The organism is Microlunatus sp. GCM10028923 (assembly GCF_042666975.1).
Taxonomy (GTDB): Bacteria; Actinomycetota; Actinomycetes; order Propionibacteriales; family Propionibacteriaceae; genus Microlunatus.
In genome coordinates, this window is record NZ_JBHTFF010000004.1 from 143,446 (window position 1) to 159,983 (window position 16,538).

Genomic DNA, 16,538 nt, shown 5'->3' on the forward strand with positions numbered 1-16,538 from the left:
CCCCCCTAGGGTATAAAGATCCGGTGAGCACCGTCGTCACCACCCTGCGCGACCGCTGGCCCGCCTTCGCCGGCCTCGCGGTCGCCGTGCTGACCGCCGTCAGCCTGCGGATCTTCGGCGTCGCCGACGCGGCGGCCGTGGTCACCGCCTCGGCGCTCGTCTATCTCGGCGCGGCCGCACTCGGCCTGCGCTGGTCGGCCTGGCCGATCTTCGGAGTCAGCTTCGTGCTGATCACCGTCGGCTTCCTGGTCCCGGGCTTCGACCCGTCGCTGATCATGATCGCGATCGCCGTCCTGATGATCGGGTACGGCTTCGCCCGCGGCCGCGGCAAGCCCCTGCACGGACTGCCGCTGCAGCTGGTCGCGATGGTGATCCTGGCCGGGCTGGCCGTGATCGCTGCCCGGCAGAACCCGGCCCTGTCCGCGATCCTGGTGGCGGCAGGCCTGCTCGCGCACGCCGGCTGGGACGTCTACCACCACCGCAAGGATCGGGTGGTGGTCCGGTCGATGGCCGAGTTCTGCATGGTGCTCGACACCGTGCTGGCCGGCCTGGTGATCTGGCTGGCCTTCGCCTGACTGCGCGAGCTAGCGGTCCTCGTGCTCGGCGGCGGCGAACAGGTCGGAGCGGTGCGCGAGGGTGGCCCGGTCGCGGCCCTGGCTCTGCCCGCGGGCGATCTCGGCGGCATCGATCCGGCGCCAGTCGCCCATGCCGAGCGGGTCGATCCCGCGGCCGGCCAGCAGCCGGCCGAGCTCGTCCGGGTTGTGGCGAGCGGTCAGTTCGCCGTCGGCGATGTCGGTGAGCAGCGAGGTGACGGTCTCCACCGCGTCGGACTTGTTGGTGCCGATCACGCCGGTCGGGCCGCGCTTGATCCAGCCCGTCACGTACTCGCCGGTGGCGAACGACCCGTCCCGGATCACCCGACCCTCCGCGTGCGGCACCCGAGCTTTCCCTTCGTCGTACGGGACGCCGGGCAGGGCGGTGCCGCGGTAACCGACCGAGCGGACCACCAGGTCCGCCGGCAGCTCCGGCCCGGGCCCGTCGGCGACCAGCGTGCCGGTGGAGTCGATCATGGTCCGTTCCGTGATCACCGAGTGGACCCGGCCGTCGCCGACCAAGGTGGTGGGCCGGGTCCAGAAGTGGAAGTGGATCCGCCGGTCGGCGCCGCGGCTCCCCCGCTCGGCCCAGTCGGACAGCACGCCGAGGTTGCGCAGCGCCACCTTGCCGACCGCGGCCGGATCAAGATCATGATCGAACGGGTCGATCACGATGTCCACGCCGTCCAGGTCGCCGAGCTCGCGGAGTTCCTTGGTGGTGAAGGAGGTGTGCGCCGGGCCGCGCCGGCCGAGCACGTGTACGTCGGTCACCGCCCGGCCGTCCAGCGCCTTCAGCACTTCCTCGGCCATGTCGGTCCGGGCCAGGTCCTCGGTCGGCCGGATCAGGATCCGCACCACGTCCAGGGCGACGTTGCCGACGCCGACGACGACCGCGGACCGGGTGCTGCCAACCAGCCGGGTGGCGGCCGCGGCGTCGATGGCCGGCACCGGTTGATCAGGTTCGTCGGCGGCCGCACCGTCGAGATCGGGATGGACGTCCGGGTGCCCGCAGTACCAGGCGACCAGTTCCGCGGCCGCGATGCTGCCGTCCAGTTCCTCGCCGGGGATGCCGAGCCGGCGGTCGCTGGCAGCGCCGTACGCGTAGATCACCGCGTCCACGGTGCCGCGGAGTTCCTCGACGGTGAGGTCGCGGCCGACCGAGACGTCGCCGTAGAACCGCACCTCCGGCCGGCTCAGCGTGCGCTCGAGGATGTTGCGGATCGACCGGATCGACGGATGGTCGGGAGCGACGCCGTACCGGACCAGGCCGAACGGGACCGGCAACCGGTCCAGCACCGCAACCGCGACCGGCACGTCGGTCTGCTGGCAGAGGGCCTCGGCGGCGTAGATCCCCGACGGTCCGGACCCGATGATCGCGACGACGTACGGTCTCATCGGCTCAGGTTATCCGCACATCACGACCGCGAATCGGACTTTTCGATCACCGGCCCGGTTCGCGTTGCTACGATCATGGACGATTTCCATCGCTGGAAGGCGTTTCGATGAGCAGACCGCACGTCCTCTTCGTCGGTATCGACGGGGTCCGGTTCGACACTCTGACCGAGCAGGAGACGCCGGCGCTGGACAAGGTCGCCGCCGCCGGTTTCCTGCAGTCGTTGCAGGTCAACCCGTCCGGACCGACGATCTCCGGGCCCAGCTGGTCCACCATGGTGTCGGGCGTGCTGCCGCCGACGCACCGGATCTTCGACAACGACCTGACCGATCATGATCTTGGTCGGTACCCGGACTTCAGCACCCTCGCCGCTCGGGCGTACCCGGGCCTGCAGACGTTCGCGGCCGCGGACTGGGAGCCGCTGGTGAGCAGCCACAGCGGCGGCCCGATCTTCGCCGCCGGCGGCTTCGTGCCGGACCGGAACCGGGGCAAGGACGACACCGCGGCCGACTGGCACGACGGTGATCAACAGGTCGCCGACCGCGCCGTGGCCCACCTGGCCGGGCTCGCCTCGGAACCCGGCTCGGTCACCTTCGTCTACCAGCACGGCGTGGACACCGCCGGGCACCGGGAGGGCGTCGGCGCCGCCTACCGGGAGTTCATCGAGGCCTCCGACCGGCGACTCGACGCGCTGCTCCGCGCCGTCGACGAGCGGCCGGACCGGGCCGCCGAGGACTGGTTGATCATCGTCGCCACCGATCACGGTCACGTCGACGAGGGCGGGCACGGCGGCGACACCCCGGAGGAACGGACCGCCTGGATCGCGGCCTGCGGCAGTGGCGTGCCGGCCGGCGGGCAGCCGTTGATCTTGGAACAGGCGGACGTCGCCGGCCACGTGCACCACGTGCTCGGGCTGACCGGCCAGCCGGAGCCGTTCGTCGGGCTTCCGTTCGGCTCGCGTACCGAACTCGCCGTCCCGACCGCGTGATCCAATCGTGACGGGTCGGTGACCCGTTACCGCCACATCCGAGTCACACTGGGGCCAGGGACACCCCCGGTCCCCACTTCGGGGGCCGATCCCCTGGACCGGCCACGAAGCAGGCTGGTCGCTCTGACCGCACTCTTCCCGCGGCCGGGCGGCCAGCCGTTCCCGGCCATGATCATCAGTATCTGATGCAGGCCGATCTGAGGTCGGTGTAGAAGGCCCAGGTGTCCGGGGAACACTCCGGTGCGCCGAGTTGGGACGCCTTCGCCCCCATGTGCGGCAGGTGGGCGTACGCGCCGACGCCGGGCCGGTTGACGTGCAGCATGCCGGCGTCGAGCACGTTCAGCGCCTGGAACATCGAGCCCTGGTCGGCGGTGAAGATCGTCGCCGACATGCCGTAGCGGACCGAGTTCGAGATCCGTACCGCGTCGTCGAAGCCGTCGCAGTCGATCACCGCGAGCACCGGGCCGAAGATCTCCTCCTGGGCCAGCTCGCTGTCCCAGGGGACTTCGCTGAGCACCGTCGGCTGGACGTAGTAGCCGTCGAGCTCGCGTCCGTCCCGCTCGACCCGGGCCGGTCCGCCGCCGCCCCGTACCGTGGCGCCGGCGGCGATCGCTCGCTGGATCGCGTCCAGGCAGGCGTCCCGCCGGACGTCGTTGATCACCGGGCCCAGGTCCGACCCGTCCACGTCGCCCGGGCCGACCCGCATCGACGCCGCCCGCGCCATCACCCGACCCACCAGCTCGTCCTTGACCCGGCGGTCGACGATCACCCGGCTGGTCGCGCTGCAGCGCTGGCCGCTCTGCCCGAACGCGCCGTGGACGATCGCCGCCGCGGCCGCCGCCAGGTCGGCGTCGGCCAGCACGATCACCGCGTTCTTGCCGCCGAGCTCGAGCTGGGTGCGCAGCAGCCGGCCGGCGCCGGCCACGTTGATCGCCTGGCCCACCGGCAGCGACCCGGTGAACGAGATGCCGGCCACCCGATGATCATCGACCAGCGCGGCGCCGGGATCGCGATCACCCTGGACCAGGTTGAGCACGCCGTCCGGCACCCCGGCCCGCTGGAAGGCGTCGACCAGCAACGCTGCCGTCAGCGGCGTCAGCGGGGACGGCTTCAGAACGGCGGTGCAGCCCGCGACCAGCGCCGGCGCCACCTTCCAGACCGGGATGGCCAGCGGGAAGTTCCACGGCGTGATCAGGCCGACCACGCCGATCGGCCGGCGGAACGTCATGGCCAGGGTGCGGGGTTCCTCGGCCGGGGTGGTGATCCCGTTCAGCCGCCGGCCCTCGCCCGCGATGAACTCCATGATCGCCAACGCCCGGTCGACCTCGCCGCGCGCCTCGCCGAGCCGCTTGCCCTGCTCCCGGGTGATCGCGGCGGCGAACCGGTCGGCCTCGGCTTCGATCAGCCGTGCGGCGCGCCGGACCACGGCGGCCCGCTCGATCGGCCCGGCCGCCTCCCACGACTCGCGGACGGCCCAGGCCGCGTCGACGGCCGCGGTCGCGTCGGCCGCCGACGACTCGGCGAAGTCGCCGAGTTGATCATCGAGATCGGCCGGGTTGACGTCGGCCCTGGTCCGGGCCGTCGAGGTCCAGGCGCCGCCGATGTGGTTCCGCCGCAACCGTTCCGGTACGGGTTCAGCCGGCATGATCGGCTCCGGCGGTGAGCCCGGTCGTGGCCACCCAGAACGCGTCGTAGTTGTGCACGCAGGCGGGTTCGGCGATGTCCTGCTCGAGGTCGGCCGGCCGGGGCAGTTCCCGGTTGATCAGGAACGGGATGTTGAGTTCGCCGAGCGCGCCGTGGGAGCGCAGCGGCGCGTCCAGTTGCCCGAGGTCGTGCCAGGCCGGGTAGCGGCCGAGCGCGTACCCCTTCTCGGCCAGCACGACGAGATCGCCGATCCGGTCCGGCGGCAGGGCGTAGCGGTCGGCGGCGTCGGCCCGGGTGTGCACCGCCTGGACGCCCTCGATCCGGGCCAGCGCACTGCCGACGACCGCCGGGTCGGCGCCGTCGGGCAGATACACGCTGGCGAACGAGCCGAGCGCCCCGTGATGCACCGTGTACGGGTCCGTGATCGGCAGGATCACCCGCGATGCGGCTCCGTCCAGGACCCGGTTCGCCTCCTCCTCGACGTAGATCACCCGCGGCGCCCCGGCCGCGTCGCTCTTGGCGCTCATCCCGTGGTCGGCGGTGATCACGACCACCGCGCCGAGCGCGTCCAACTGCCCGGCGTAGTTGTCGATCATGGCGTAGAAGTCGTTCGCCACTTCGGTCCCCGGCGCGTGCTTGTGCTGGATGTAGTCGGTCAGCGACAGGTAGAGCAGGTCCGGCCGGCGGTCGGCCAGCAGTCGTACCCCGGCGGCCAGCACGAACTCGCTGAGGTCCGCCGAATACACCTCCGGCAGCGGCCGGCCGACGTAGTCCAGCACGTCGCCGATTCCGTTGTCCGCAACGGTGGCCCGGTCGGCCTTCTCCGCCGAGAAGCAGATCCCGCGCCACTCCGGTACGTGCTCGCCGCCGGACCCGTCCAGGGCGGGACCGGACTCGACCAGCCCGGCGCCGAGCAGCCGGCGCAGCTTGTCCTTGGCAGTGATCACCGCGGCGTCGTACCCGGCGGCGACGGCCGCGGCGAAGATCGTCGGGATCCGGAGGAACGCCTTGTCGTTCATCAGCACCTCCTGCCCGCTGTCCGGGTCCAGGATGTAGTTGCCGCTGATTCCATGATCACGAGGCGGCCGGCCGGTGGCGATGGAGACGTTGTTGGGGTTGGTCAGGGCCGGCATCGCGCAGTGGGCGGGCCAGTTGCTGAGCCCGTCCTGGCCGGCCTTGGCCAGCCACGGCATCCGGCCCGCCGCGAGTGCCTGTTCGTGGTACGCCGGCTCACTGCCGTCCACACAGATCACCACCACCGGCTCGGCCGGTGGCCGGTACTCCCGGCCGTTGACGGTGAAGGGCTGCCGTGTCATCTCGTTCTCCTTACTCATGATCAAAACTGGGCACCGAATCGAGCAACTCCCGCGTGTACTCGTGCTGCGGAGCCGAGAAGAGTTGGCCCGCCGGCGCGGCCTCGACGATCGATCCGTCCCGCATCACCGCGACCTGATCGGCCACGTGCCGGATCACCCCGAGGTTGTGCGAGATGAACAGGAACGAGACGCCGGCGCTCTCCCGCAGGCCCATCATCAGGTTGAGCACGTGGGCCTGGACGGTGACGTCCAGCGCCGAGGTGCACTCGTCGGCGACGATCAGGTCGGGCTTGGTCGCCAGCGCCCGAGCCAGTCCGACCCGTTGCCGCTGCCCGCCGGACAGTTGGTACGGCCGCCGGTCCAGGGCGTCCGGCGGCAGGTCCATCGTGGCCAGCAGTTCGGCGCTGAACTCCTCGATCGCCGACCGCGCGACGACCCGGGAGATGATCATCGGCTCGGCCAGGATCTGCCGCACCGTCATCGACGGGTCGAGCGAGTTGTTGGGGTCCTGGAAGACCATCTGGATCCTTGGCTGGTTGGCGCACAGTCCCTTCCGGCCGAGGAGTTCCTCGCCGTCGAAGATCACCGAGCCGCGGCGCGCGGCGGTCAGCCCGAGCACGGTCCGGGCGACCGTCGTCTTCCCCGAACCGGACTCCCCCACCAGGCCGAAGATCTGGTTCCGGCCCACCGTCAGCGAGACGTCCTTGACCACGTCGCGGTGCCGGGATCCGCCGCGGTGCAGCAGATTCGAGCCGACCTGGTACGAGACGGTCAGGTCCGTGATCTCCAGCAGCGGCGTGCTCATCGCAGGCCTCCGACGAAGCGCCGGGACACGACATGATCATCGGCGAGCCGGACCAGCTCGACGTCGGTCCGCTGGTCCGGGTCGAACCGGCCGATCCGGGGATCGATCGAGCGGCCGGCCAGGACATCGGCCTTGGTGACCAGCCGGCTGCCCGGCGCGACGTCGAGCGTCGGCACAGAGCTGATCAACAGCTGCGTGTACGGGTGGCGCGGGTCGGCGATCACGGAGCGGGACCGGCCCGACTCGACGATCGCCCCGTCGTACATCACCGCGATCCGGTCGGAGTGGCTGGCCACCACGCTGAGATCGTGGGTGATCAACAGGATGCCGAGCCCATCGGCACGCAGCTCGTCCAGCAGTCGCAGGATGCCGCGCTGCACGGTCACGTCGAGCGCCGTGGTCGGCTCGTCGGCGATCAGGAACCGGGGCCGGCCGGCCAGCGCCATCGCGATCATGATCCGCTGCAGCTGGCCGCCGGAGAGCTGGTGCGGGTAGCTGTCGTACCGCTCGGCGGGGTGCGGGATGCCGACCCGTTCCAACAGGTCGATGGCCCTGGTACGGCCCTCGGCGGCGGTGACCGGACTGTGCGCCCGGACCGATTCGACGAGCTGCCGACCGACCGTGCGGATCGGGTTGAGCGCGGTCCACGGGTCCTGGAAGATCATCGACACCGCGCTGCCGCGGATCGCGTCGAAGTCCGCGTCCTGTGCGGTGGCCAGGTCGAGGGTGTGCTCCGGTTCGCCGTCGATCCGCAGCAGGCCGGTGACCGAGAACGCCGACGCCGCGTACCAGGACGTCAGCAGGCCGAGCACGCTGAGCGCGGTGATCGACTTCCCGCTGCCGGACTCGCCGACGACGGCGGTGGTCCGGGACTCCTCGACCTCCAGCGACAGGTCGGCCACCAGCACCCGGTCGACGCCGTCGGTACGGACGGTGATCGTCAGGTCGGACAGGGACAACGTCATCGCAGCTCAACTCCTACCGGTCCGCGAATCTGACCTGGACGCGGGAGCGGAGCCACTCCCCGATCACGTGCACGCAGTAGGCCATCAGCACCAGTACCGCACTCGGCACCATCGAGGACCACGGGTTGGTCGCCAGGTAGGTACGGCCCTCGCCGATCATCTGGCCGAGCGTCGCGGTCGGCGGCTGGACACCGATCCCGATGAACGACAACGCCGATTCGAGCAACATCACCGGCGGGAAACTGAGCACCATCATGACGATGTAGTACGAGACCGTGTTGGGCAGCACATGCCGCAGGATGATCCGGACCGGCGGTGCGCCGTAGGAACGGGCGGCGTCGACGAATGGCTGCTCCCGGGCGCTCAGCACCAGGCCTCTGATCACCCGGGCGTAGGTCTCCCACCGGGCCAGCCCGATGAAGATCATCAGCACGCCGATGCCGCGGCCGAACATGACCAGCCCGACCAGGATCAGGAGGGTCAGCGGCACCGACTGCTGGAAGTTCACCGCGAGCATCACCAGCCGGTCCCAGGCGCCGCCGAAGAAGCCGGCCGTCAGCCCGAGGGTGAGGCCGACCAGGCTGCCGACGATCAGGCCGACCGCGGCGATCAGCAGGCTGGTCCGGGTGCCGTGCAGGGTCCGGCTCAGCGTGTCCCGCCCGATCCCGTCGGCGCCGAGCAGGTTGGCCGAGGTCGGATCCAGGAAGATCGGCAGCGCGTTCCGGCTGGCCAGCTCCGTGCGATCCGGGTCGAACGGCGACACGACGCCGGCCAGCAGCGCGGCCAGCACGACGATGATCAACAGCGTCGCGCACACCTTCGTCCAGGCGGTCATCGAGCCCACCTGTCGCACCACCGCGCCCTGAGCCTGTCGAAGGGTCATGCCACTCCTCGGGTCCGGCCGATCCGCGGATCGAGCAGCAGGTACGCGACGTCCAGCAGGTAGTTGAGGACGATGACGATGATCGACACGGTGACCACGGAGAACTGGATCACCGGGAAGTCCCGGTTGATCACCGAGGTCACCAGCAGGTTGCCCATCCCGGGCCAGGAGAAGATCGTCTCGATCACCATCGTGCCGGACAGGATGTCGACGACGATCATGCCGATCTGGGTGATCACCGGGACGCCGGTGTTGGGGAACACGTGCCGCCAGACCACCGAGCGGCGGCCGGTGCCCTTACTGATCGCGGTGACCACGAAGTCCTTGTGCAGCGTCTCCCGCATGCTGTTGTCGACGTACCGGGAGAGCGAGACGATCGAGCCGACCGACAGGCAGACGACCGGCATCAGGTAGTGCGCCGGCGTCGAAGCCCCCTGGGTCGGCAACGCATGCAGGACGAACCCGAAGGTCAAGATCATCACCAGCGACAGCACGAACCCGGGCACCGCATACAGCAGCGACATCAGGTGACCGAGGGCCCGGATCAGCGGCTGCCGCGGGTACAGCGCGAGCAGCATGCCGACCCCGACGCCGACCACAACGCTGAAGATCAGCGAGAAGACGCCCAGCTTGAGGGTCTCGGCCAGTCTCGGGAAGAAGATCTCCGGGACCGGCCGGCGCTCCACCAGGCCGATGCCGAAGTCGCCGGTGACCGCGTTGCGCAGGTAGAGCAGGAACTGCTCGGGGTAGCTGCGGTCCAGGCCGTACTTGGCGTTGTACTGAGCCAACTGCCCCGGTTCCAGGCCGTCCGGGTACATCAGGTCGAACGGGTTTCCGGTGACCCGCGCCGCGATGAAGACGAAGATCAGCACCAGCAGCGCGGTGCCGCCGCTGACCAGGGCCCGGGAGCCGAGAAACCTCAGCACGGAAGGGAATCCCGCCAGAACCCTGCCGGACGCACACTGCTCACGTCGAGCGCTCGGCGATGTCGCCGGCCCGGAACGACAGGCAGTACGGACGCAGGTTGGGCGACTGGGTGTAGTCGATGTTGGACCGCATGCCGAGCGACTCGTACGGCTTGAACAGGTAGACGAACGGGGTCTGGGCTCGGTAGAAGTCGAACAACTCCTCCAGCGCCTCCTTGCGTTCGGCCTCGTCCTGGCCGTACCGCATTCGGTTGAACGCGTCCGTGTACGCCTCGGTGGCGACGAAGTGCTTCACGTTGGCCGCCTCGCCCGCGGGAGCCCAGTGCCGTTCGATCATGCCCATCGGGTCCGGGTAGTAGAGCGGGTTGGACCAAGTCCTGATCTCCAGGCCGGGGTCCTCGTCCGGGATGTCGTCGACCTGCACCAGCTTCGCGGTGACGCCGACGTCGGCCCACATGTCCACCACGGCCTGCGCGACGAGATCGGCGTAGGTGTAGTAGTTCGTGGTGTTGTAGATCTCGATCACCTCGCCGGCGTACCCGGACGAGGCGACCAACTGCTTGGCCTTGGCCTGGTCGAAGGCGATGTCTTGGCGGTCCGGGAACTTCAGCGTGTCCGGATAGCTGGTGAACTGGTACGAGGTCGCCGCCTCGGCCTTGCCGTCCCAGATCGACGAGACGATCGCCTCCCGGTCGATCGCGTAGTCCAGGGCGGCGCGGAGTTCCGGCTTGGCCAGCGCCGGGTTGGACATGTTCAGCCGGTAGATGTGGTAGAGCTCGAGGACCCCGCCGACCACCTTGACCCGTTGATCACCGGTCAGCAGCGTCTCCTGGTCCGGCGGGATGTTGGTGATGAAGTCGACCTCGTCGTTCTTCAGGGCCGTGATCCGGGACGCGATCTCCGGGATGGAGAGGTAGGTGATCTTGGTGTACGGCGGCTCGCCGGACCAGTGACCGGGCACTGCTTCCAAGATCAACGAGACGTCCGGGGTGTATTCCGTGACCTTGTACGGCCCGGTGGCGACCGGCTTGTTGGACGCCGCGTCCAGTCCCGCCTCGGTCGTGTACGCCTTCGCCGAGATGCCGGCGTTCGGATCCGAGAGCAGATGCTCCATCAGCGGCTCGGGATGCTTCGTCGTCGCCCGTACCGTGACGTCGTCGACGGCCTTGAACTCCGTGACATTGGACAGCAGGTAGGCGTAGGCGGTGGCGTAGCTCGGGTCCTCCTTGGTGATCACCCGGTTCATCGAGTAGACGACGTCGGCCGCGGTGAACGGGCTGCCGTCGTGGAACTTCACGTCGTCGCGCAGCTCGAACTCCCAGGTCAGCTCCTCGACCTGCTTCCAGGTCTTGGCCAGCCCAGGCTTGAAGGCCGGCTTGTCCGCCTTGGTGTCCCGGGCGATCAGCGTGTCGTAGATGTTGTGGTAGGCCTGGATGCCGGAGTTGGACACCGAACCGTTCGCGTCCAGCGTGCTCGGCAGCGACTGGACCCCGATCCGCAGCTCGGTCCGCGCCGCCATCCCGGTCGCCGATCCACCGGTGCACCCGGTCGAGGCGAGCGTCGCCGCCGCTCCGGCCGACACTCCGATTCCGAGCAGGGTTCGACGGCTCAGCGGAAACTCACTCATGATCAATTCCTATCGGCGATGGTGATCATTCCCGGGCGGCCACCCGAGTCCCGCGGCGTTGATCATGAGTATTCGAGGGGCCGGCCGGAACGGTCAATGCGGCTTTGGTGATGAGGGGATAACGGATCGCGTCGAGTAGGGTCGGCCCATGGCCGTGACGTTGCAGCAGCTGGAGATCTTCCGCGCCGTCGCCCGCAATCTGTCCTTCTCCGTCGCGGCGAAGGAGGTCTACACCTCGCAGCCGCACGTGTCGAACCAGATCCGGAAGCTGGAGGAGCACTACCGGGTGCCGCTGTTCATCCGGTCGCGGCCCGGGATCGCGCTCACCGAGGCCGGCCTGGCGCTCTACGAGCGGATCAACATCATCCTGTCCGACATCGAAGAGGCCGAGCAGGTCATCCAGCAGTTCCGCGGGCTGCAGCGCGGCACCGTGCGGCTGGCCGCGACCGCGAGCGCCGGCAACCACGTGATCCCGGGGATCGTCGCCGACTTCCAACGCCGGCATCCCGACATCGTGGTCATGATGCAGGTGAGCAACACCGAGGACGTCCTCGGCCGGGTGGACCGGGACGAGGCCGAGCTGGCGATCACGCCGCGGCCGCCGGAGTGGGGCGAACTGGAGAGCGAGTCGCTCTACATCGAGGACCTGGTCGTCCTCTTCCCGTCGTCGATGACGCTGCCGGACCCGCTCACGGTGGAGCAGTTCGCCACCCTGCCCCAGGTCGCCCGCGAGGAGGGATCACTGACCTGGGAGATCATGCGGGAGCTGCTCGAAGATCATGATCCCCGGGTGGTCGCCCAGCTGGGTGGCACCACGGCGGTCAACGAGGCGGTCGCGGCCGGGCTCGGCGTCTCACTGGTGCCGGAGACCACCGCGAAGGCCTGGCTCGACGCGGGATCGGTGCAGGTACGGGCTCTGCAGGATGCCCACCCGGTGCACCACTTCTATCTGGTGCACTCGCCGCAGCGGTATGTGACTCCCGCCACGCGCGCGCTGATCGAGCATCTGCGCAGCTGGGCGGCCGAGGGCGGACCGGGCCTGAAACCCTCCAGTTGATCAATCTCCGTGATCACCTCATTGCTCATTGTGCATTGTCCGGGTTCGGGCCGCTGGGCAGACTGATCCGCAGGCCGACCGGCCATGCTGATCATGAATGAGGGGACCACCGATGACGCACGCCGCTGCGCCGGGATCCGTCCAGGTCGCCGTCTTCGATCAGGGCGAGATCGGGCTGCGCCGGATCGAGCTCCCGGACCGGGCGCCCGGCGAATTCGACGTGGACCTCACGGCGGCCGCGATCTGCGGATCGGACCTGCACACGGTGCTCGGGCATCGGTCGACACCGCCCCAGACCGCGCTCGGGCACGAGGGCGTCGGCCGGATCAGCGCGGTCGATCCGGGCGCGGTCGACCTGCGTGGGGACCCGCTCCGGGTCGGCGACCGGGTCGCCCTTTCCATGATCAGATCCTGCGGTCGGTGTGACCGCTGCCGGGCCGGCCTGACCATGAAGTGCCGCTCGCTCTTCAAGTACGGCCACGCGTCGGTCACCGAGTCGCCGTACGCCAGCGGCACCCTGGCCACCCGGATCCGGGTCAGCCCCGGCGTCCCAGTGCTCCGGATCCCCGATCGGGTCGACGATTCGATCATGGTCCCGGCCGGCTGCGCCACGGCGACCGCGGCGGCCGTGGTCACAGCCGCCGCCCCGGTCGGCGACGAGACGGTGTTGATCTTCGGCGCCGGGGCAGTCGGGCTCTACTGCGCGGCCATGCTGGCCGGGCTCGGCTGTACCGTCGTCGTCCGCGATCCGTCGGCCCAGCGGCTGGCAATGCTGGCCGGTACCGGAGCGGTGCCCGATGACGGCGCCGAGCGCCCGTACCCGATCGTGGTGGAGGCGTCCGGCAGCCCCGCCGCCTTCACCGACGCCCTGAAGGCGGTCGACCTCGGCGGCCAGGTGATCGGGGCCGGCTCGGTGAGCATCGACTCCGGCACCGTCACCTTCGACCCGGCCCTGCTGGTGACCCGCCGGATCCGGTTCAGCGGGGTCCACAACTACACCCCGGACGAGTTCCGGCTCGCCGTCGACTGGCTGACCGAGCACGGCGAACGACTCGACCTCGGTCGCCTCGTCTCGCCGCCGCAGCCGTTGACCAAGATCAACGACGCGTTCGCCCTGATGCGTACCGGAACCTACCCCCGGGTACTCGTCCGCCCCTGATCCAGGTCCAGGACGTAACGCCGGCACACGTACACCCGCCGGAACCGGGACCGGAGTCGCTCCTCGTCCTCGATCCGGGCGTGCAGGAAGGCGTGCATCGGTCCGTCCAGGCCGTCCGGAGTCGAGAAGCCGGCTCGCGACTCCCCCGGTCCGAGATAGACGTGCAGGTAGCGATGGTCCTCGCGGAAGCCGGTCCGGCGATACCAGGCGTTGGCGGCGAGGTCCTCCCGGGTCCAGGCGTCCACCCTGCCGGTCTGGATCGGAAGCCGTTGAAGCGCCTGGGCCAGCAAGGCGGAAGCGATGCCCTGTCCCCGGGCCTCGGGATGGACGACGACCGTCTCGATCGTGGCCAGCTCGCCGTCGACCACAAGATCAAGAACCCCGATCACCGCGGCGTCGTCGACCGCGACGAGTCGGATCGCCGGCAGTTCGTAGTCGGGTCGCTCGGTCCAGATGTCGTCGTAGTAGTCGGTCTCGAAGAATCCGAGCAGGCGACACCGCAGCCAGGACTCACGGTCGGCATCCCGATAGTCACGGAGCTGGAAACTGGGCATGACAGTCCTCTGGGTCGAAGGAAGGGACCAAGATCATCACGCCTCAGAGCATCCCGCCACCCTATCCCCCGTTCAGGTGGACGCTGGCCTCTCGGAATCGAGCGCTCCCTCCCATCCCCAGGGCCCTGATCGATCATGCCCGACGCCCGCGTCCGGCCGGGTGATCGCCGACGTCGCCTTGCGAGATCGAAGCCGCGCGAGCCAAGATTCAGCACGTTCGCCCTGTCGACCGAGGCCCCGGCTATCCACAGATTCCTTGTTTTGTGGGGATATCTGTCGGCTCCTTGGTCTATAATAGGCTTTATGTTCGAATCGTTGGAGTCGAAGGCTGTCGGGTACGGCAGCCACGACATCCTTAAGGCCGTGGACGGGTTGAAGCGTGCCCGGATCGCGGTTGCGAACGAGCTCCTGGTTTGGGTCGCAGCTTGGGCGGATGCGCATCCGGCGGAGTCGATCATGGAGACCGGGCCGGGGTTGGCGCGGGCGGTCCGGCCGGGCGGTGAGGGGACACCGGCGGTGAACGATCTCGCCATGGTCGAACTGTTCGCCAAGCTGGGCAAGAGCACCAGCTCCGGGATGCTGTTCCTAGGTGACGTTCTTGATCTTCGTCACCGACTGCCACAGTTGTGGGCCAAGGTCATGGGCTGTGAGGTGGAGGAGTGGCAGGCGCTCCGGGTCGCCCGGATGACCCATCACCTGTCGTTGGAGCAGGCCGCCGAAGTCGACCGGTCCGTGGCATGGTTCGCCGGGACCCAGCCGCCCGGGAAGCTCTTCGACACAGTCGAAGCGACGATCTTGCGGATCGATGGTGATCGGGCTCGGGCGGAGTATGAGGAGCGGCGTAAGCAGGTCGGAGTTTGGAAGTCGCAGACCGACGACAACGGCCTGAAGGGCGTGTTCGGTCGACTCGAGCCGTTGGCGGCAGAGCGGTTGTATGCGCAGGTGCAGGAACTTGCCGATTGTCTGAGTGAGGGCACTGCGGATGAGCGGCGTGCTGAGGCGTTCGGGATGCTGGGTGATGCCGCGGCGATCACCCGATTGCGGGCGAAGCGTCGTCAGCCGGAGCTGTTCGACCAGGAGTTGGCCGAGGCGGTCGCTGCCCTGACGCCGGATGATGAACCCGAGCTGATGGTCGAGGAGTCCGAGGTGCATCCGGCGTTGCGGGATCGTCCGGCTTCGGTGGATGTGGAATCGGCGATCTTCGAAGCCGCGGTGCAGCGGCTGGTCGAGAAGTTGGATCCGAAACTATTGGTCCCGACCTCGACCGTGGTCGTCCACATCTCCGCCGAAGACCTCAGTCAAAGTGACGGAGTCTGCCGGGTGCCTGAGATCGGGCCGACCCTGAAGAGCGTGATCGGTGACTGGCTACACCACGATCGCGTGATCGTGCGTCCGGTGATCGACCTGAACGACGCGCCGCCGCCAGTGGACGACTACGAGATCCCGTACCGGCATCGTGCGCTGTTGCGGTGTCCAGGGAGTGTGTTCCCGTGGTCGACGGTGACCCGGAATCTTGATCTTGATCACGCGGATCCGTACCGGTCGAATGGTCCACCCGGCCAGACCCGAGTCGAGAAGCTCATTCCACTGTCGAGGACGGAACATCGCGCCGTCACTCACGGTGGCTGGCGACGCCGAAAACCGGACCCGACCACAATGATCTTCCGCTCACCCCACGGCCACGTCTACCTCACCAACCGCACCGGCACCCACGATCTTGGCGCCGGCCCGGTCGCCCACGCCCTCTGGGCCGCAGCCTGACCAGCCCCTGTGCCCTGAGCCTGTCGAAGGGCCAAACCGGATCGTGCCCTGCCATTCGACAAGCTCAGGCAACGTGTTGCCAAGCGGCTTGCTGCTGGGCGCGTAAGCCACCAGCGCCTAGCGTTTGGTCGCACAGCCAGGCCCATCTCACGCATCGCACCGTATCCATGATCTGGGTCCCGGACCGGCCACCCACAGCCCTTGGTCCGCTGCTTGACCAACCCTCGTTCCCTGAGCCTGTCGAAGGGCCAAGCCGGATCGGACCTCGTCCTTCGACAAGCCAGGGACCGGTGTTGCCGGGCGGTTTCGCTGGCGGGTGCGCATGCCGCCAGTGCCTAGCGTTGATCAGGCAGCCAAGTCCATCTCGCGAACCGCGCCGAGACTCGTGATCTTGGTCCAGGACCGGCCACCCACACCCCTGGTCCGCTTCCTGACCAGCCTCCGTGCCCTGAGCCTGTCGAAGGGACGAACCGGATCATGGCTTGCCCTTCGACGTGCTCAGGGAACGGTGTTGCCTAGCGATCTGTTGGCGGGCGCGTAGGCCGCCAGTCCCTAGCGATTGGTCGCGCAGCCAGGCCCACCTCACGCATCGCACCGCAACCATGATCTTGGTCCCGGACCGGGCGCCCACGCCCTCTGGTCCGCCGCCTGACCAGCACCTGCGCCCTGAGCCTGTCGAAGGGCCAGCCGGATCATGCCTTGCCCTTCGACAAGCTCAGGGAACAGTGCTGCCGAGCGGTTAGGTTGGCGGCGCGTGGGTCGGCGGTCCCTAGCGTTTGGTCGCGCAGCCAGGCCCATCTCACGTATTGCACCCGCATCCATGGTCTTGGCGCGGACCGGTCCCCCACTCCCTATCGACGACTCTCT

General features: G+C 68.9%; 14 protein-coding genes. 5 read left to right on the forward strand and 9 right to left on the reverse strand.

Annotated features, from left to right (window positions below):
* The first annotated feature begins 23 nt into the window (after positions 1 to 23).
* Positions 24 to 575: a hypothetical protein gene (locus ACFQU4_RS10925; protein WP_377490984.1), complete on the forward strand. Its 552-nt coding sequence runs from the start codon at positions 24 to 26 to the stop codon at positions 573 to 575.
* A 9-nt stretch (positions 576 to 584) separates the two neighbouring features.
* Here ACFQU4_RS10925 and ACFQU4_RS10930 read toward each other — a convergent pair whose 3' ends face one another.
* The gene (locus ACFQU4_RS10930) at positions 585 to 1,988 is read right to left on the reverse strand and encodes an FAD-dependent oxidoreductase (protein WP_377490987.1); all 1,404 of its coding nucleotides are present in this window, start codon (positions 1,986 to 1,988) and stop codon (positions 585 to 587) included.
* Positions 1,989 to 2,095: 107 nt separating this feature from the next.
* Between ACFQU4_RS10930 and ACFQU4_RS10935 the strand changes: the two genes are divergently transcribed.
* Positions 2,096 to 2,974: an alkaline phosphatase family protein gene (locus ACFQU4_RS10935; RefSeq protein WP_377490990.1), complete on the forward strand. Its 879-nt coding sequence runs from the start codon at positions 2,096 to 2,098 to the stop codon at positions 2,972 to 2,974.
* Positions 2,975 to 3,149: 175 nt separating this feature from the next.
* Here the strand turns inward: ACFQU4_RS10935 and ACFQU4_RS10940 are convergent, their stop codons facing one another.
* From ACFQU4_RS10940 to ACFQU4_RS10970, 7 genes are read right to left on the reverse strand one after another with little or no spacing between them, the layout of a single operon-like run.
* Positions 3,150 to 4,619 (reverse strand): aldehyde dehydrogenase family protein, encoded by a 1,470-nt coding sequence (locus tag ACFQU4_RS10940; RefSeq protein WP_377490993.1) that lies wholly within the window; start codon positions 4,617 to 4,619, stop codon positions 3,150 to 3,152.
* A complete protein-coding gene (gene phnA / locus ACFQU4_RS10945; RefSeq protein ID WP_377490995.1) occupies positions 4,609 to 5,934 on the reverse strand; it encodes a phosphonoacetate hydrolase in 1,326 nt (441 codons plus the stop codon). Before phnA ends, ACFQU4_RS10940 begins: the two co-directional genes overlap by 11 nt.
* Before the next feature lie 10 nt (positions 5,935 to 5,944).
* Positions 5,945 to 6,739: an ABC transporter ATP-binding protein gene (locus ACFQU4_RS10950; RefSeq protein WP_377490999.1), complete on the reverse strand. Its 795-nt coding sequence runs from the start codon at positions 6,737 to 6,739 to the stop codon at positions 5,945 to 5,947.
* Positions 6,736 to 7,704 carry an ABC transporter ATP-binding protein gene (locus tag ACFQU4_RS10955; protein WP_377491002.1) on the reverse strand — a complete coding sequence of 323 codons (969 nt, stop codon included), beginning with the start codon at positions 7,702 to 7,704 and terminating at the stop codon, positions 6,736 to 6,738. The genes ACFQU4_RS10950 and ACFQU4_RS10955 overlap by 4 nt, the downstream gene beginning before the upstream one ends.
* Before the next feature lie 13 nt (positions 7,705 to 7,717).
* The gene (locus ACFQU4_RS10960; protein WP_377491005.1) at positions 7,718 to 8,587 is read right to left on the reverse strand and encodes an ABC transporter permease; all 870 of its coding nucleotides are present in this window, start codon (positions 8,585 to 8,587) and stop codon (positions 7,718 to 7,720) included.
* Positions 8,584 to 9,513, reverse strand: a complete 930-nt coding sequence (locus ACFQU4_RS10965; RefSeq protein ID WP_377491008.1) for an ABC transporter permease — start codon at positions 9,511 to 9,513, stop codon at positions 8,584 to 8,586. The genes ACFQU4_RS10960 and ACFQU4_RS10965 overlap by 4 nt, the downstream gene beginning before the upstream one ends.
* 40 nt (positions 9,514 to 9,553) lie before the next feature.
* Positions 9,554 to 11,140, reverse strand: coding sequence for an ABC transporter substrate-binding protein (locus ACFQU4_RS10970; protein WP_377491011.1), 1,587 nt, complete (start codon positions 11,138 to 11,140; stop codon positions 9,554 to 9,556).
* Between the two features lie 148 nt (positions 11,141 to 11,288).
* Between ACFQU4_RS10970 and ACFQU4_RS10975 the strand changes: the two genes are divergently transcribed.
* Together ACFQU4_RS10975 and ACFQU4_RS10980 are read left to right on the forward strand one after the other, a co-directional pair.
* Positions 11,289 to 12,197 (forward strand): LysR family transcriptional regulator, encoded by a 909-nt coding sequence (locus tag ACFQU4_RS10975; protein WP_377491014.1) that lies wholly within the window; start codon positions 11,289 to 11,291, stop codon positions 12,195 to 12,197.
* Between the two features lie 112 nt (positions 12,198 to 12,309).
* Entirely contained in the window at positions 12,310 to 13,356 is a 1,047-nt protein-coding gene (locus ACFQU4_RS10980) for an alcohol dehydrogenase catalytic domain-containing protein (RefSeq protein WP_377491017.1), read from the forward strand.
* Here the strand turns inward: ACFQU4_RS10980 and ACFQU4_RS10985 are convergent.
* Positions 13,329 to 13,910: a GNAT family N-acetyltransferase gene (locus ACFQU4_RS10985; RefSeq protein WP_377491021.1), complete on the reverse strand. Its 582-nt coding sequence runs from the start codon at positions 13,908 to 13,910 to the stop codon at positions 13,329 to 13,331. The genes ACFQU4_RS10980 and ACFQU4_RS10985 overlap by 28 nt on opposite strands.
* Before the next feature lie 303 nt (positions 13,911 to 14,213).
* Between ACFQU4_RS10985 and ACFQU4_RS10990 the strand changes: the two genes are divergently transcribed.
* Positions 14,214 to 15,671: a hypothetical protein gene (locus ACFQU4_RS10990; RefSeq protein ID WP_377491024.1), complete on the forward strand. Its 1,458-nt coding sequence runs from the start codon at positions 14,214 to 14,216 to the stop codon at positions 15,669 to 15,671.
* The last annotated feature ends 867 nt before the right edge of the window (positions 15,672 to 16,538 follow it).

What these genes read in the sequence shown, in the direction of transcription:
- ACFQU4_RS10975 (WP_377491014.1), top strand. Translation starts at nt 11,289, where the DNA reads ATGGCCGTGACGTTGCAGCAGCTGGAGATCTTCCGCGCCGTCGCCCGC.
- ACFQU4_RS10970 (WP_377491011.1), bottom strand. Translation starts at nt 11,140, where the DNA reads ATGAGTGAGTTTCCGCTGAGCCGTCGAACCCTGCTCGGAATCGGAGTG.
- ACFQU4_RS10940 (WP_377490993.1), bottom strand. Translation starts at nt 4,619, where the DNA reads ATGCCGGCTGAACCCGTACCGGAACGGTTGCGGCGGAACCACATCGGC.
- ACFQU4_RS10960 (WP_377491005.1), bottom strand. Translation starts at nt 8,587, where the DNA reads ATGACCCTTCGACAGGCTCAGGGCGCGGTGGTGCGACAGGTGGGCTCG.
- phnA (WP_377490995.1), bottom strand. Translation starts at nt 5,934, where the DNA reads ATGACACGGCAGCCCTTCACCGTCAACGGCCGGGAGTACCGGCCACCG.
- ACFQU4_RS10980 (WP_377491017.1), top strand. Translation starts at nt 12,310, where the DNA reads ATGACGCACGCCGCTGCGCCGGGATCCGTCCAGGTCGCCGTCTTCGAT.
- ACFQU4_RS10985 (WP_377491021.1), bottom strand. Translation starts at nt 13,910, where the DNA reads ATGCCCAGTTTCCAGCTCCGTGACTATCGGGATGCCGACCGTGAGTCC.
- ACFQU4_RS10930 (WP_377490987.1), bottom strand. Translation starts at nt 1,988, where the DNA reads ATGAGACCGTACGTCGTCGCGATCATCGGGTCCGGACCGTCGGGGATC.
- ACFQU4_RS10935 (WP_377490990.1), top strand. Translation starts at nt 2,096, where the DNA reads ATGAGCAGACCGCACGTCCTCTTCGTCGGTATCGACGGGGTCCGGTTC.
- ACFQU4_RS10950 (WP_377490999.1), bottom strand. Translation starts at nt 6,739, where the DNA reads ATGAGCACGCCGCTGCTGGAGATCACGGACCTGACCGTCTCGTACCAG.
- ACFQU4_RS10955 (WP_377491002.1), bottom strand. Translation starts at nt 7,704, where the DNA reads ATGACGTTGTCCCTGTCCGACCTGACGATCACCGTCCGTACCGACGGC.
- ACFQU4_RS10990 (WP_377491024.1), top strand. Translation starts at nt 14,214, where the DNA reads ATGTTCGAATCGTTGGAGTCGAAGGCTGTCGGGTACGGCAGCCACGAC.